Source organism: Bradyrhizobium sp. P5_C12 (assembly GCF_054049735.1).
Genome location: NZ_JBFULU010000052.1, coordinates 1 through 14577, shown reverse-complemented (window position 1 = coordinate 14577; position 14577 = coordinate 1). Strand labels below are relative to the sequence as shown.

Genomic DNA, 14577 nt, shown 5'->3' with positions numbered 1-14577 from the left:
TTGGGCCACGATTTGCCATAGAGTCCCGGACAGCTTGGGGTAGAGTGAATGTCGAGCGGCCAACAGCGGGATGCAGGCCTGGAATGCCTGGCGCTTCTGCTGCGATTCCATCAAATTGCGGTCGACCCCGCTCAGATCGCCCACCAGTTTTCCGGCGCCACGATTGGCGTCACGGAGATGCTGCGCTGCGCAAAAGATCTGAAGCTTCGGGCGCGGGTGGTCACCGAGAATTGGGAAGGTCTCGCCAGGTTGCCGTTGCCCGGCATCGTGGAGCTCAGGGACAACAGCTTCGTCATCGTCGGCAAGGTGACCGCGGAGGACGCGCTGGTCCAGGTGCCGTCCGAAGGTCGTCCGCGCATCCTCAAACGCGCCGAGTTCGAATACGACTGGACCGGTCGCGTGGTGCTGATGGCGCGGCGGGCGTCGTTGACCGACGTCGCGCGGCGCTTCGACGTCACCTGGTTCTTGCAGGCGATGCACAAATACCGCCGGCTGCTCGGCGAAGTCCTGATCGCGTCGTTCTTCCTGCAGCTGTTTGCGCTGGCGACGCCGCTGTTCTTCCAGGTTGTCACCGACAAGGTTTTGACCCATCGCGRCTACACCACGCTCGACGTGCTGGTGGTCGGCCTGATCGCCGTGACGATCTTCGAGACTGTGCTCGGCGCGCTGCGCACCTACGTGTTTGCGCACACCACCAACCGGATCGACGTCGAACTCGGCGCGCGGCTGTTCAAGCATCTGGTGGCGCTGCCGATCGCCTATTTCGAAGCCCGGCGGGCCGGGGATTCGGTGGCCAGGGTGCGCGAGCTGGAGAACATCCGCAATTTCCTCACCTCGTCGGCGCTGACGCTGGTGATCGATCTCGGCTTCACCTTCGTGTTCCTGGCGGTGATGTTCTACTACTCACCGCTGCTGTCCTGGATCGTGGTCGGCTCGTTTCCGTTCTACATCGCGCTGTCGGCCGGCGTGACGCCGGTGTTTCGCCGCCGGCTGGAAAAAAAGTTCGACCGCGGTGCCGAGAACCAATCGTTCCTGGTCGAGAGCGTCAGCGCGATCCAGACGCTCAAAGCGATGGCGATTGAGCCGCAGATGCAACGGCGCTGGGAAGAGCAACTGGCGGGCTATGTCGGCTCCAGCTTCGACGTGCTGTCGCTCGGCAACTGGACCAGCCAGGCGGTGCAGTTCATCAGCAAGATCGTCACCGCGCTGACGCTGTATTTCGGCGCCCATCTGGTGATCGCGGGAGATCTCACCGTCGGCGAATTGATCGCCTTCAACATGCTGGCTGGCCGGGTGGCCCAGCCGGTGCTTCGGCTGGCGCAGCTGTGGCAGGATTTCCATCAGGCGCGGGTCTCGATTGCGCGGCTCGGCGATATCCTCAACACCGTGCCGGAACCGGCGTTCGATGCCTCGCGCGCAGCACTTCCGCAGATCAAGGGCGATATCACTTTCGACCACGTTACCTTTCGCTACCGCATCGACGGCCCGACCGCGTTGCAGGATATCTCACTGAAGATTTCCGCAGGCCAGGTGATCGGCATCGTCGGGCCGTCGGGGTCCGGCAAGTCGACCCTGACAAAGCTGGTGCAGCGGCTCTATGTGCCGGAGAGCGGTCGGATCCTGATCGACGGCGTCGATCTCACGGTGGCGGATGTCGCCTGGCTGCGTCGCCAGACCGGATCGGTGCTGCAGGAGAACGTGCTGTTCAATCGCTCGATCCGCGACAACATCGCGCTGGCCGATCCCGGTATGGGCATGGAGCGCGTGATCGCCGCCGCGGAACTGGCCGGCGCCCATGAATTCATCCTGCAATTGCCCGACGGCTATAACACCGTGGTCGGTGAACGCGGCGCCAGCCTGTCGGGCGGGCAGCGCCAGCGGATCGCTATCGCGCGGGCGCTGGTGACCAATCCCCGCATCCTGATCTTCGACGAGGCGACCAGCGCGCTGGACTACGAGAGCGAGAACATCATCCAGCGCAACATGCAGAGGATCGCCGCCGGCCGCACCGTGCTGATCATCGCCCACCGGCTGTCGGCGGTGCGTCATGCCGATCGCATCGTCACCATCGAAGCCGGGCGGCTGGTCGAGGATGGCAGCCACGACGAGTTGATGCAGCGCGCCGGCCGCTATGCCGCGCTTCACCAGTTGCAGGCGGGGCTCCATGTCGTCAACTGAGGCGCCGTCGACCGAAGCCGTGGCGAAACCGGAGGCGGTGAGGACCAGCGCGGCCGAGGCCGCGAAGCGGCGATGGAAGCGCGACGACACCGCGCGCCAGTTCCTGCCGGCGGCGCTGGAAATCCTCGAAACCCCGGCATCGCCGGCTGGCCGCGCCATCGGCCTGACCATCATCCTGTTCTTCGCGCTGGCCCTGACCTGGGCAATCTTTGGCCATGTCGATATCATCGCCACCGCCTCGGGCAAGATCGTTCCGACCGGGCGGACCAAGACCATCCAACCGCTGGAGACCGGCATCGTCTCGGCGATCCATGTCCGCGATGGCGACCATGTCACGGCGGGGCAGGTGCTGATCGAGCTCGACCGCACCGTCACTCAGGCCGAGCGCCGGCATGTCGCGCAGGATCTGTTGGCGAGCCAGCTCGACGTCGCCAGGCTCCAGGCGCTGCACGGCAATTTCAATTCAGGGGTGATCCCGTCGGATGTGGTGGCGCCTGCCGGTGCTTCGGATGCAGATCTGGCCAGAACCCGTTCGGCGATGAAGGCGCAGGCCGCCGAGCAACTTGCAAAACTGGCCTCGGTGAATCGGCAGATCGAACAGAAACTGGCGGAGGCCCAGTCAGTCACCGCGACCATCGCCAAGATCGACGCGTCGATGCCGCTGGTGGAAGAAAGCGCGTCGATCCGGCGCAAGGCGATGGAGATCCAGTATGGCAACCACATCGCTTACCTGGACGCCCAGACCCGCCTGGTCGACCAGCAGAATGAACGGCTCGTACAGCAGCGCAAGCTGATGGAGATCGCCTCGGCCCGCCAGGCGCTCGAGCAGCAGCTCGAGCAGGCCAAGGCCGGCTATGAGCGCCAGGTCCTCAACGATCTGTCGGATGCCGGCAAGAAGGTCGATGAACTCAGCCAGGACCTGATCAAGGCCGAGCGCAAGGCCAGCGAGCAGGTGCTGCGCGCGCCGATCGAGGGCACCGTTCAGCAACTGGCGGTGCACACCGTCGGCGGCGTGGTGACGCCGGCGCAACAATTGATGCTGGTGGTGCCGATCGACAGCAAGCTGGAAGCCGAGGCGATGATTTCCAACCGCGACGTCGGCTTCGTGCGCGAAGGGCAGGCGGCCGAGGTCAAGATCGACACCTTCAATTTCACCCGTTACGGCCTGATCGATGGCAAGGTGGTCGGTGTCTCACGCGATGCCATCATCAGGGACAAGCCGCCCGATCCGTCGTCGCGCGGCAAGGCCGGCGGCGCCTTGTCCGAATCGAGCGAGCCTGCCGGGCAGGAACTGTTGTATTCCGCGCGGATCGCGCTGGACCGCACCGAAATGGACATCGACGGACGGACCGTGGCGCTGGCGCCGGGCATGGCGGTGACGGTCGAGATCAAGACCGGCACCCGCCGGCTGATCGAATATGTGATGTCGCCGCTGCTGCGCTACCGGCATGAGAGCTTGCGGGAGAGGTAGAGACTAGTGTCGGGTTCAAGCGATGTCGATCGAGCGCTACATTGCCACCGGCCAGTCTCTCCCTTCAAAGCGCCGCGCTATTTTGCTGTTGAGGTTGTTTCTGGTGCGAAACTGGTGCGGTCTGCATTCCTTGCAGCGGGGCCCGTCGCCGACGCTATCGGGCGAGGAACGGAAAATGATCTTCTCAAGTAGCATGTCGTTCACGAGCGAAGTTGGAAACGCTATCGGAGCTTCTCCACCTTCGCTGCCATATCGGGGACGCGGCTTACTCTGTAGGTCGCGTTGCTGCATTTGAGAACCCAGACTTCGTGGTCGGGCTTCGATCGCGTCGCGTCCTTCACTGCACTGAGCGGCTTGCCGCAATCATAGCCTTGGATGCGTATCTGGGCAGCCAGCACGACCTGCGGCGTCTCCTCGATCGCGCGTGCGGGAGATCCCATGAGGCTGCTTCCTGAACTGCCGACGGCCAGAGCCAAGGCGAGACCAACGAACTTCGACATGTATCCCTCCCTCTCGAACGCCACAGGCCTTCTTCCGGCCAACCGTGCTGTCGGTATTTCTACCTGTCCTCGCAATAAGCGGCGAGCTTGAGTGCCTTCAGAGCAACATCGAAAGCCAAATCTGAGGGCGCAGTACCGTAGAGCGAGATATTCGATCGCTGGTTGATACACTGTCATTTGCTGGCGGGGAGGACAAGCAAATGACGCGTAGCATCTCCGAACCAAAGTCTCGTCATCGGCTCATTCGCGCAGCTGCGAAATAAGGCAAGCACGCAGCTCGTGGTCGGATGGCCGCAGCTCGCGGCCGGTCTCGGCGCGAGTGACTTTGCGAACGTCGGCCCCCTGGAATCGCGGCTGAACGGTGCGACCAAATCGCGCAGCCAGTCACTGCGCCGGCCTATGACAAATAAAGATCGCGGAAAATACCGCGAAAGCAAAAGTCGTCGGAGAATCAAAGATTTCCCGTAACATTGGCGAAGTCGCACGAGTGCAATCTTCGAACGACTTGCAGCAGCGCCGGTGCGATATGGAACAAGATCTGGCCGGAGTTGGCGTGCCGTGCTAGCGTCATGATCGCGGAGGCTGACGAAGTATTCTTTCGCACCCACGTTTAGCGACAAGCACCTTATCACCGGCAAGATCAGCGTACCCGTTTCGATCTCTGCGGACGCCATGCAGCGTTTTCGGCAGATGATATTGCATGTCCTTCTCGCGCAGAAGCGCAGCGGCCTGTGGGATGAAGATCCCACGCATCATAACGAAGGTGAGAAAGGGGTGTTCGACATGCTCCTGCGGGTCCCAAGACCGATTCTGTCTTTCCGCCTTGCCGCACTGTCGGCTCATGAAGGGTGAAGCGCCGGAGCTTCGGCGCCGACGTTCGATGTCTCGCCGGCCGCCGATCGGCTGCGTGCAGACAAAATCAGCGGGAAGCCTGCCGAACCTCCCAAACAGGAGGAGGCAAACATGTCGAATTCCCGTCGCGCCACGCTGCAAGGCAATACGCCGAGACCTTCGATGTTCAGACCCGCGAACGCGATCATTCCGGCGGGAGGCAAGGTGAATTGAACGAAGTCGCACATCAGAGATCGCCAAATCAAGAGAGGAGGATTCGACATGTTTCGAGGAATTCTGGCGCTGGCAATTTCTCTTTGCCTCGGCGCGGCGGCGGCGCCTGCCGCGCGGGCGCAGGGCGCTGCACCGGCCATCACCGAACAAGAGGCGCATGCCATCGCGGTGGATGCCTATGTCTACCTTTACTCGCTGATGTCGATGGACATCTCGAGAAAGCAATTCACCAACGGCACGACCGATTTCAGAGGCCCGATGAATACCTTTGTCAACGTGCCGGAATACCCCCCGGCCAATTTCAAGGGGGTGGTGCGGCCGAACTTCGATACGCTGTATTCCGTCTCCTGGCTGGACATGACCAAGGAGCCCATCGTCATCTCCGCACCAGATACAAGTGGGCGCTACTATCTGCTGCCGATGCTCGACATGTGGACCGACGTCTTCGCATCGCCCGGCTGGCGAACGACGGGCACCAAGGCCGGCACGTTCCTGATCACACCTCCGGGCTGGCGGCCCGATCTGCGCGACAAGTTCGCGGAAGAATTCAAGCTTCCGAGCGACACCAAGCGCATCGAAGCGCCGACGCCCTATGTCTGGGTGATCGGCCGCACCAAGACGGATGGCCCGCCGGATTACGATGCCGTCCATAAGATTCAGGCCGGTTACAAGGTCGCGTTGCTGTCCGAGTACGGCAAGACACCCAAGCCGGTCGAATTCAAGCCGGACCCAAGCGTCGACATGAAGACGCCACCGAAGGTCCAGGTCGACACCATGTCGGCGGGCGTGTACTTCGCCAACGCCGCGGAGCTGCTCAAGCTTCACCCGCCGCACGTGACCGATGAGCCGATCATCGCGCAGATGAAGAAGATCGGCATCGAGTCCGGCAAGAGTTTTGATATCGGCAAGCTCGATCCGGTGTTGCAACGGGCGCTGGAGACCGCACCGCAGGATGGCCAGAAGCTGATGGCATGGAAAGTGCCGACACTGGCGCGGGTCGCGAACGGCTGGTCGATGAACACCGATACGATGGGTGTCTACGGCAACTACTATTTGAAGCGAGCCATCGTCGCCCAGCTTGGGCTGGGCGCGAACCTGCCCGAGGATGCGATCTATCCGCTCAATCTCGGCGACGAGACCGGCAAGCCGCTGGACGGAGCCAACAAGTACACAATTACGTTTGAGAAGGACGCCGCCCCGCCGGTCAATGCCTTCTGGTCGATCACGCTATACGACCCCGAAGGTTTCCAGGTCGGCAATGTGCTCAACCGTTTTGCGGTGAGCAGCTGGATGCCGTTCAAGTACAACGCAGACGGGTCGCTCGATATATTCTTCCAGAACGATAGTCCGGGCAAGGACAAGGAGGCCAACTGGCTTCCGGCGCCGAAGGGAGCCTTCAATCTGACCATGCGGCTCTACAGCCCGAAGTCCGATGCGCTGACCGGAAAATGGAATCCGCCGCCGGTCGTGAAGACGCAGGCGGGCACGGTGGGCTTGGCCCAATAAGGTTGATGTGAGCGCCGGCGCTTCGGCGCCGGCGTTCGACCGCACAAGCACAGACATCCCCGGAAGACCGATCGTTCGAGGCCGAAGCGAGTTGATCTTGAGGAGATTCACATGTTGACCAAACGTGAACTGCTTCGCACTGCTGCGATGACGACAGTCATTCTTGCGGCGACGAGGACCGTGCCGGCGTTTGCCCAGGCCAGCGCCGACCGACCGGGCTTCCTGAAGGCAAAAGACATTGCCGAGGCAGGCTTCATCTACGGCCTGCCGATCGTGATGAACTATGCCGTCATGTATGAATACGCCGTGGATCGCAACTCGGGGCAGTTCAAGGCGCCGTTCAATCAGATCAAGAACGAGCCCAACGTGTTCACCTACAAGGACACCGCCATCGTCACGCCGAACAGCGACACGCCCTATTCATTCGTGTGGATGGACCTGCGGGCGGAGCCGATCGTTCTTTCCGTCCCGGCAGTGGACCCCAAGCGCTACTATTCGGTGATGCTCTGCGACGGCAATACCTACAACTACGGCTACATCGGCAATCGTGCCACGGGAAGCGAGGCCGGCGATTACATGGTGGTGGGGCCGGACTGGAAGGGTGCGCCGCCGCCTGGAATAAAGAAGGTGTTCCGGTCAAGCACGCAGTTTTCAGTTGCCGGCTATCGCACCCAGCTCTTCAACGCCGACGACCTCGACAACGTCAAGAAGGTGCAGGACGGGTACAAGGTACAGACGCTTTCTGCCTATCTGAAACAACCGGTCACGACGGCCGCGGCGACCGTCGACTTTCCAAAGATCGACAAGGAACTCGTGAAGACCAATTTCTTCGAATTCCTCGATTTCGCCCTGCAGTTCGCGCCCGCCCAGGAGAACGAGAAGGACATACGCGCAAAGCTTGCCACCATCGGCGTTGGACCCGGCAAGACCTTCAACTTCAGAGACCTGCCGCTGGAGCAGAAGCTCGAAATCGGCCTGGGAATGAAGGAAGGGGAGCGGAAGATCGATGAGGCGGTCGCGACGGTCGGCAAGGATGTCAACGGCTGGCGGGTCGGTTCGTTGCCGGGCGATAGCGCGCATTACAATGGCGACTGGCTGAAGCGCGCCGTCGCCGCCAAGGCCGGCATCTACGGCAACGATGCCGTGGAGGCGGTGTACCCCCTCACGCGCACCGACAGCGATGGCCAGACACTCGATGGCAGCAAGCACGCCTACACGCTGACATTCGCTCCAGGTCAGCAGCCGCCGGTGAATGCCTTCTGGTCCATCACAATGTACGACGGGAAAACGCAGCTTCTCATCGAGAACCCGATCAACCGGTATCTGGTCAATTCACCGATGCTGCCCAACATGAAGACCAACACCGATGGATCGCTGACACTTTACGTCCAGAATAAATCGCCCGGCGCCGACAAGGAAGCCAATTGGCTGCCGGCTCCAGACGGCCCGATTTATCTGGTGATGCGGCTCTACTGGCCGAAGACAGAGCCACCTTCGATCCTGCCCGCGGGCGAAGGAACCTGGCAGCCGCCCGGAATAAAGAGGGTGTCGTAGAGCTGGAAATTTCTGCCCGTGCATTAGTCCCGCGGCCGGTATGCGGCGGGACTGGCATGACACCGGGGTAAGTCAGTCGGTCGATCATTGCGGAATTACATCGAACCATTGTCTCAGTTGCCGCATCCGTCGTTCTCGCACCCCAACTCGTGTTTCATCCAGTTTAGTTGGGTCATACATCGATAGGCGGTGAGGGTGACGAGGCTCTGCAACGGTTCGAGGATCCTCATCACCCAGTTCAGCTCAGCCCGCGCTTTTCGGGACCGGTGTGTTGAGCAGCTGCTGCTCCCACAGGAACGCGATGCCACTCCCGCCGGCATGCTGCAGGATCACCTCCGTCAGCTTGACGGCCTGGTCGGCCCTGGCCCAGTCGCGCTGCCATTCGGCCGCCACTGCCAACCAAGTCATCATGTTGGCGCCGGCGGTAATCATGCGCTGGATGGCGACCTCGTGGGCCTCGACCGAAACGGCACCGGACGCATCTGTGACCACAGTGACGTCCCAGCCTTCGCCGAGGGCCTGGATCGTCGGCATCGCGACGCATATCTCGGTCCACAGACCAGCGATGATCAGCTGCTTGCGGCCCGTGGCCTTGACCGCGTCCACCACCTTCTTATCCTGCCAGGTGTTGATGAACGTCCGGTCGATCACCTCCTGTCCCGGGAACACTTCGGTGATCTGGGGGAAGAGGAGGCCACCCCGTTCGGCAATCACGCTCGTGAGGATCGTGGGGACACCGAAGGCCTTTGCGGCCTTCGCGAGAGCTGCCGTGTTGTTGATCACCATCTGCGGTTCATGGCTGTTCACGTTCGCAAGCTGGTAGGGCTGGTGGTCGATCAGAACGAGCACCGAGTCTTCGGGACGAAGAAGCGAAGCAAGGCCGTTACGAAGTTTCATCATGGCATCCTTTGTTGCCGTTGAATGCGGCATCGGTTTTGGGGAGACGCTCGCCAGAGGCGGCGTCACCTGCAGGGCTTATTGCCGTTCCCGCGTTCGATGCGGTAGTACCGTTTCGTGGCAAGCTGTGTCGCGAAATGAGGTACGCCAAAGTGGACATCGAAGAGCTACGGACATTCGTGGAAGTTGCCGATGCTGGCGGAGTTTCGCCTGCTGCGCTCCGGCTCGGGGTCTCCAAGTCAATCGTCAGTCGACGGCTCTTGCGGCTTGAATCGGAACTTGGTGTCCAGCTCCTTGCACGAACCACCCGCGGCGCCGCTCTAACGGAAGCTGGTGCGACGTTCAGAGACTATGCTGCGAGGGCCTGCACCGAGATCGACGTGGCCAAGGAGACGATCCTGCCTGCCGGCGAGCTTCGTGGACGCTTGCGAGTTGCCGTGCCGCTGTCCTTCGGCTCGAACTATTTCGCTCCCGTGATGGCGGAAATGGCGCGACGACACCCCCAGCTCCAAATCCACAGCTGCTACAGTGACCAATTCGTTGATCTCATCGCAGAAGGTTATGATTGCGCGATTCGGATTGGCTATCTTCAAGACTCAAATTTGATCGCCAAGCGCGTCGGACCGATCTACGGCAAGTTCGTTGCGAGTCCTGGCTACATCAAAGAGCACGGATCGCCTGAGACACCAGAGGAACTCATCGCCCATCAAGCTCTCATGCAGGGCACCGAAGCCTGGCAGCTCATGGACGGCGACAAGATCATCACGGTTCGTCCACAGGGGCGCTTCAAGGCCGACAACGGCACAGCTCTGGTGGCCGCCGCAACTGCAGGACTCGGGATTGCCTACCTCCCCGATTTCCTCACCAATGAATTGTTGGTATCGGGGGCGCTTGTTTCAGTCATGACCCGTCATCCACCACCTCCGGCGGGTGCCTATGTCATCCGCCCGCCAGGCCAGCATCCCGCGCGCAAGATCCGAGTCCTCACGGAATTGCTGATCGAGCATTGCGATCCGGTCAAGTGATTGTGCTGGTGGGCCCGGCAGGACTCGAACCTGCAACCAGACCGTTATGAGCGGCCGGCTCTAACCATTGAGCTACAGGCCCCGCCGCGAGACGGCCATGGGATGCGCGGCCGGCAACGGTGCGTCACCGTTTCACTTTGCGGGATTGTCGGCGCATCTTTCGTGTAACGCGCCCCGCTGGCCGGAGGACACACCGGGCGCGGAATTATGCCATATGTTACAACCACGACTTGCATGATTGCCGGAAAACCAGCAGTATGCGTGTTGGCTCAGGGGCGATCTGGAGTTGAACGATCTCGCCGCATCGCGGCGTCGTCGTCCCGGGATCGGCCCGACACATCCGCGCCTCACCCCGGGGATCCGATGACACGCATCGACGCAGTCGACTGCAACGCGAGTATCGCCATCATCGGCGCAGGCCCGGCGGGCCTGTCGACCGCATGGTTCCTGTCCAAGCACGGCTTTCACAACGTCACGGTGCTCGAGAAGCTCGGCCAGATCGGCGGGCTCTGCAAAAGTCTCACCGTCGACGGCATGAGCTACGACCTCGGCGCCAACTACCTCACCTGGGCCTACCAGGAAACGCTGAAGATCGCAGACGAGGTCGGCGCGACCACCTATGCCGAGAAGCCCTATACCTCGATCGACATCGCGCCGGACTGGAGCAGCTTCAAGTACCGATCGCTGATCGAGGCCGTGCTCTACGATCCCTACACCAAGTCGAAGATCCCGTGGTGGACCTTTCTCTGGGCGGCTTTTCGATACCTTTACATCCGCTGGCAGCTGAGCGGCGTCATCGACGCGCCGGACTACCTCGAGACGATCCACGAGCGCCCGGAGCTCTGCGTCGACTTCAAGACCTGGCTCGCAAAACAGCAGCTGACGCCGCTGGCGACACTGTTCCAGTTTCCGATCACGATCATGGGCTACGGCCAGCTCGACGACATCGCGGCGCCGTACGCGCTGCGCTACATGTCCGTCCGGACGTTCTTTCCGATGGTGTTCGGTCACGGCCCGGTCAACTGGATCATCGGGACCTGGCCGCGACGCTTCACCGACGGATTCCAGCGGCTGTGGGAACGGGTGTCGTGGCGGGTCGACGTCCGGCTCAACGTCAACATCACCAGGATCGAGCGTTCGGCGGACGGTGTCCAGATCGACATGGAGTACCCCGAGCAGGATCTGAACACCCTCAAGATCGTCAAGGACACCAAGCGCTATGATTATCTGGTGCTCGCCTGTCCGCTGACGGCGGACGTGTTCGTACGGCTCGGCCTCGTTCCGAACGCCGCGGAGCAGAAGCTGAACCGCGAGATCCGGATCAATCCGTATTGCATGACGACGTTCTGGATCGACATGAAGATGGCGGCGCCCGTCGCGCCGGTGCTGCCGCTGACCGAACCGGGCACGCCGTGGGCGGTTGCGCGGCAGTTTCAGGACAGCGGCAACATGTTCACGCAGTTCTACACGCGGCCCACCGAGAACCAGACCGACGACCAGGTCATCGCGGAGGTCAAGCGCCTGACCAAACTCCTCGGCGGCACGATCGACACCAGCCAGCCGCGCTGGCACACGTTCGACGAGTTCACCTACTTCCAGCACTTCACGCCGGAGCAGATCAAGGCCGGCATCTATGCCGACCTCGCCCGCATGCAGGGCGGCGACAGCACGTTCTACGTCGGCGGCGCGACCGACTTCGAGCTGGTCGAGCCGATCGTCGTCCATTCGAGATATATCGTCGAGAAGCACTTCGCCGGCGTGGCCCAGCGCGCGACGTAGCAAAAATCCGTCGACTTTCGATCGCGGCAGGAACAGAGTGGCTTGCCATGGCTCGCTGTGCAATCCTCTGTCTCGAAGAAGGATGGACTAGTTTTGACGACACCGTGTGATCAGTAAACGGCAATCGGCGCACACGCCAAGGGCTCGGTTTCAAGGGCTCGGTTTGAGGGCTCGGTTTGCATGACCGCGCTCTGGTGGCAGACATGCGTGATCTATCAGATCTACCCGCGCTCCTTTCAGGACAGCAACGGCGACGGTATCGGCGACCTCAAGGGGATCGAGCAGCGGCTCGACTATCTTGTCGGCCTTGGGGTCGAAGCGATCTGGATCTCGCCGATTTATCCGTCGCCGATGGTCGATTTCGGCTATGACGTTGCCGGCTATTGCGACATAGATCCATGCTTCGGCAATTTGGCGGATTTTGACGACCTGCTGATGCAAGCGCATCGGCGGGGGCTCAAGGTCCTGCTCGACTTCGTGCCCAACCACACCTCCGACCAGCATCCATGGTTCGTCGAGAGCCGCGCTGCCCGGGAAAATGAGAAAAGAGACTGGTACATCTGGCGCGATTCCGCCGCAGACGGCGGACCGCCCAACAACTGGATCAGCGATTTCGGCGGCTCAGCCTGGCAATGGGACGAGATCACCGGGCAATACTACTACCACGCCTTTCTGAAGGAGCAGCCGGACCTCAACTGGCGTCATCCGGATGTGCAGGCGGCGATGTACGATGTGATGCGGTTCTGGTTCGACCGCGGCGTCGATGGCTTCCGTATCGATGTGCTGTGGCACATGCTGAAGGCGGCAGACTTCCCGGACAATCCACCCAACCCGGAATATCGGCTAGGCATGGGCGAAATGCACCGCCTGCTGCAACGCCACTCGACAGACCAGCCCGAGGTGCACCGCATCGCTGCCGCGATGCGCGAAATCGCCGACAGCTACGGCGCAAAAGGACTGGGCGAGCGGGTTCTGATCGGCGAGATCTACCTGCCGGTGGATCGGCTAATGCACTATTACGGCCGGGAACGCCCAGGCGTGCATCTGCCCTTCAATTTCCAGCTCATCGATATGCCGTGGGACGCGCATACCCTTGCGACGGCAATCACCAATTATGAGGCCGCACTTCCGTTCGCTGGCTGGCCAAACTGGGTGCTCGGCAACCACGACCGGCCGCGCGTCGCCACCAGGCTGGGTCAGGCTCAGGCCCGCGTCGCTTCTGTCTTGCTGCTGACGCTGCGCGGCACACCCACAGTCTATTATGGCGACGAACTGGGTTTGAGCGATGTCATGATCGAATCCTCGCAAGTGAGGGACCCGCGCGAGTTGCGTGAGCCCGGGTTGGCGTTGGGCCGGGATCCCGTGCGCACGCCGATGCCGTGGGATGGCAGCGAAAATGCGGGTTTCAGCACGGCCAAACCGTGGCTGCCGCTCCATGCCGACTGGCGGACGCGCAACGTGGCGCGGATGACGGAAGATCCTCAATCCATCCTGACACTTTATCGTCGCTTGCTTGCGCTCAGACGCGATTGTCCGGCTTTGTCGATCGGCGACTTTGTTGTGTTGAATGTCGAAGACGAGATACTGGTCTACGAGCGTCGGCACGATTCGGAGCGGCTGATGGTGGCGCTGAACCTCGGGGGACGGCCCTACCTTCTGCAATTGCCGGATTGGGCGCGCGGGAGCCGGCTGCTCCTGTCCACGCACGAGGATGCGGTGCTGGCCGAAGACGGCGCTGTCCTGCTACGGTCGAATGAAGGCGTCGTGCTCGAGGCCGGATAGCACAGAGCAGGGAAGGATGGTCGTTTGCGCATTGCCATGCTGGCGCCGATCTCCTGGCGTACACCGCCGCGCCACTACGGGCCCTGGGAGCAGGTCACGAGTCTCCTGACGGAGGCGTTGGTGGCGCGCGGCGTCGACGTCACCCTGTTCGCCACGTTGGATAGCAGGACTTCAGCCCGTCTGGATGGGGTCTGCCCGGCGCCCTATTCCGAAGATCCCGCGATCGACGCGAAAGTGTGGGAGATGCTCCACGTCGCCCATGTCTTCGAGCAGGCCGGAGAGTTCGACCTGATTCACAACCAGGCCGATTTCGTCCCGCTCGCCTTCTCGCGGCTGGTTGGGACCCCGATGGTGACGACAATCCACGGCCTCTCGTCGAAACGCATTCTGCCTGCCTACAAGCAATACGAAGATCGCGTCCACTATGTCGCCATCAGCCAGGCCGATCGTCATCCGGACCTGCGCTATGCTGCAACGATCCACCACGGTATCCCGCTGGCAGACTTTCCATTCGATCCGCATGGCAGCGAAGACCTGCTTTTCTTCGGCCGCATCCATCCGGACAAGGGGCCTGCCGAAGCGATCACGGCGGCACATCGATCGGGACGGAAATTGATCATGGCCGGCATCGTCCAGAACCAGGATTACCACAATGAGCAGGTCGCCCCCGCACTCGACGACCGGTCTGTGGTCTATCTTGGCCCGGTCGGTGGAGCGGCGCGCGCGGCAACGCTCGGATCCGCGCGCGCGCTACTCCACCTCATTAATTTCGATGAGCCGTTCGGCCTGTCGGTGGTGGAAGCGCTGGCTTGCGGAACGC

Annotated in this window: 11 protein-coding genes and 1 tRNA gene; 8 read left to right on the top strand and 4 right to left on the bottom strand. The window is 61.7% G+C overall.

Annotated elements, in window-relative coordinates; genetic code table 11:
- The first annotated feature begins 48 nt into the window (after window positions 1-48).
- Entirely contained in the window at window positions 49-2178 is a 2130-nt protein-coding gene (locus tag ACXJMY_RS31865; protein ID WP_456623308.1) for a type I secretion system permease/ATPase, read from the top strand.
- Window positions 2165-3649: an HlyD family type I secretion periplasmic adaptor subunit gene (locus tag ACXJMY_RS31860; protein WP_456623307.1), complete on the top strand. Its 1485-nt coding sequence runs from the start codon at window positions 2165-2167 to the stop codon at window positions 3647-3649. The genes ACXJMY_RS31865 and ACXJMY_RS31860 overlap by 14 nt, the downstream gene beginning before the upstream one ends.
- Window positions 3650-3870: 221 nt before the next feature.
- Here the strand turns inward: ACXJMY_RS31860 and ACXJMY_RS31855 are convergent, their stop codons facing one another.
- Window positions 3871-4149, bottom strand: coding sequence for a hypothetical protein (locus ACXJMY_RS31855; protein ID WP_456623306.1), 279 nt, complete (start codon window positions 4147-4149; stop codon window positions 3871-3873).
- An 839-nt stretch (window positions 4150-4988) separates the two neighbouring features.
- Entirely contained in the window at window positions 4989-5228 is a 240-nt protein-coding gene (locus tag ACXJMY_RS31850; RefSeq protein ID WP_456623305.1) for a hypothetical protein, read from the bottom strand.
- Window positions 5229-5262: 34 nt separating this feature from the next.
- On the opposite strand from ACXJMY_RS31850, the gene ACXJMY_RS31845 reads away from it, so the two are divergent.
- Both ACXJMY_RS31845 and ACXJMY_RS31840 read left to right on the top strand, forming a co-directional pair.
- Entirely contained in the window at window positions 5263-6720 is a 1458-nt protein-coding gene (locus ACXJMY_RS31845; protein ID WP_456623304.1) for a DUF1254 domain-containing protein, read from the top strand.
- A gap of 111 nt (window positions 6721-6831) precedes the next feature.
- Window positions 6832-8274 (top strand): DUF1254 domain-containing protein, encoded by a 1443-nt coding sequence (locus tag ACXJMY_RS31840; protein ID WP_456623303.1) that lies wholly within the window; start codon window positions 6832-6834, stop codon window positions 8272-8274.
- A 243-nt stretch (window positions 8275-8517) separates the two neighbouring features.
- Here ACXJMY_RS31840 and ACXJMY_RS31835 read toward each other — a convergent pair whose 3' ends face one another.
- Entirely contained in the window at window positions 8518-9171 is a 654-nt protein-coding gene (locus tag ACXJMY_RS31835) for a hydrolase (protein WP_027549465.1), read from the bottom strand.
- 152 nt (window positions 9172-9323) lie between these two features.
- On the opposite strand from ACXJMY_RS31835, the gene ACXJMY_RS31830 reads away from it, so the two are divergent.
- On the top strand, window positions 9324-10196 hold the full coding sequence (locus ACXJMY_RS31830; protein ID WP_456623302.1) for a LysR family transcriptional regulator: 873 nt from the start codon (window positions 9324-9326) through the stop codon (window positions 10194-10196).
- Window positions 10197-10202: 6 nt separating this feature from the next.
- On the opposite strand, the gene ACXJMY_RS31825 is transcribed toward ACXJMY_RS31830, so the two are convergent.
- Window positions 10203-10278: transfer RNA gene (locus ACXJMY_RS31825), tRNA-Ile, on the bottom strand.
- A gap of 281 nt (window positions 10279-10559) precedes the next feature.
- On the opposite strand from ACXJMY_RS31825, the gene ACXJMY_RS31820 reads away from it, so the two are divergent.
- From ACXJMY_RS31820 to ACXJMY_RS31810, 3 genes are all read left to right on the top strand, one after another.
- Window positions 10560-11975, top strand: coding sequence for an FAD-dependent oxidoreductase (locus ACXJMY_RS31820; protein ID WP_456623301.1), 1416 nt, complete (start codon window positions 10560-10562; stop codon window positions 11973-11975).
- A 180-nt stretch (window positions 11976-12155) separates the two neighbouring features.
- Entirely contained in the window at window positions 12156-13757 is a 1602-nt protein-coding gene (locus tag ACXJMY_RS31815; RefSeq protein ID WP_456623300.1) for an alpha-amylase family glycosyl hydrolase, read from the top strand.
- Window positions 13758-13781: 24 nt separating this feature from the next.
- The coding region (locus ACXJMY_RS31810; protein WP_456623299.1) for a glycosyltransferase family 4 protein at window positions 13782-14577 on the top strand (796 nt) is incomplete at its 3' end.

Excerpts from the sequence above, each read along its gene's own strand:
- ACXJMY_RS31860 (WP_456623307.1), top strand. The coding sequence starts at position 2,165 with ATGTCGTCAACTGAGGCGCCGTCGACCGAAGCCGTGGCGAAACCGGAG.
- ACXJMY_RS31855 (WP_456623306.1), bottom strand. The coding sequence starts at position 4,149 with ATGTCGAAGTTCGTTGGTCTCGCCTTGGCTCTGGCCGTCGGCAGTTCA.
- ACXJMY_RS31850 (WP_456623305.1), bottom strand. The coding sequence starts at position 5,228 with ATGTGCGACTTCGTTCAATTCACCTTGCCTCCCGCCGGAATGATCGCG.
- ACXJMY_RS31845 (WP_456623304.1), top strand. The coding sequence starts at position 5,263 with ATGTTTCGAGGAATTCTGGCGCTGGCAATTTCTCTTTGCCTCGGCGCG.
- ACXJMY_RS31840 (WP_456623303.1), top strand. The coding sequence starts at position 6,832 with ATGTTGACCAAACGTGAACTGCTTCGCACTGCTGCGATGACGACAGTC.
- ACXJMY_RS31835 (WP_027549465.1), bottom strand. The coding sequence starts at position 9,171 with ATGAAACTTCGTAACGGCCTTGCTTCGCTTCTTCGTCCCGAAGACTCG.
- ACXJMY_RS31820 (WP_456623301.1), top strand. The coding sequence starts at position 10,560 with ATGACACGCATCGACGCAGTCGACTGCAACGCGAGTATCGCCATCATC.
- ACXJMY_RS31815 (WP_456623300.1), top strand. The coding sequence starts at position 12,156 with ATGACCGCGCTCTGGTGGCAGACATGCGTGATCTATCAGATCTACCCG.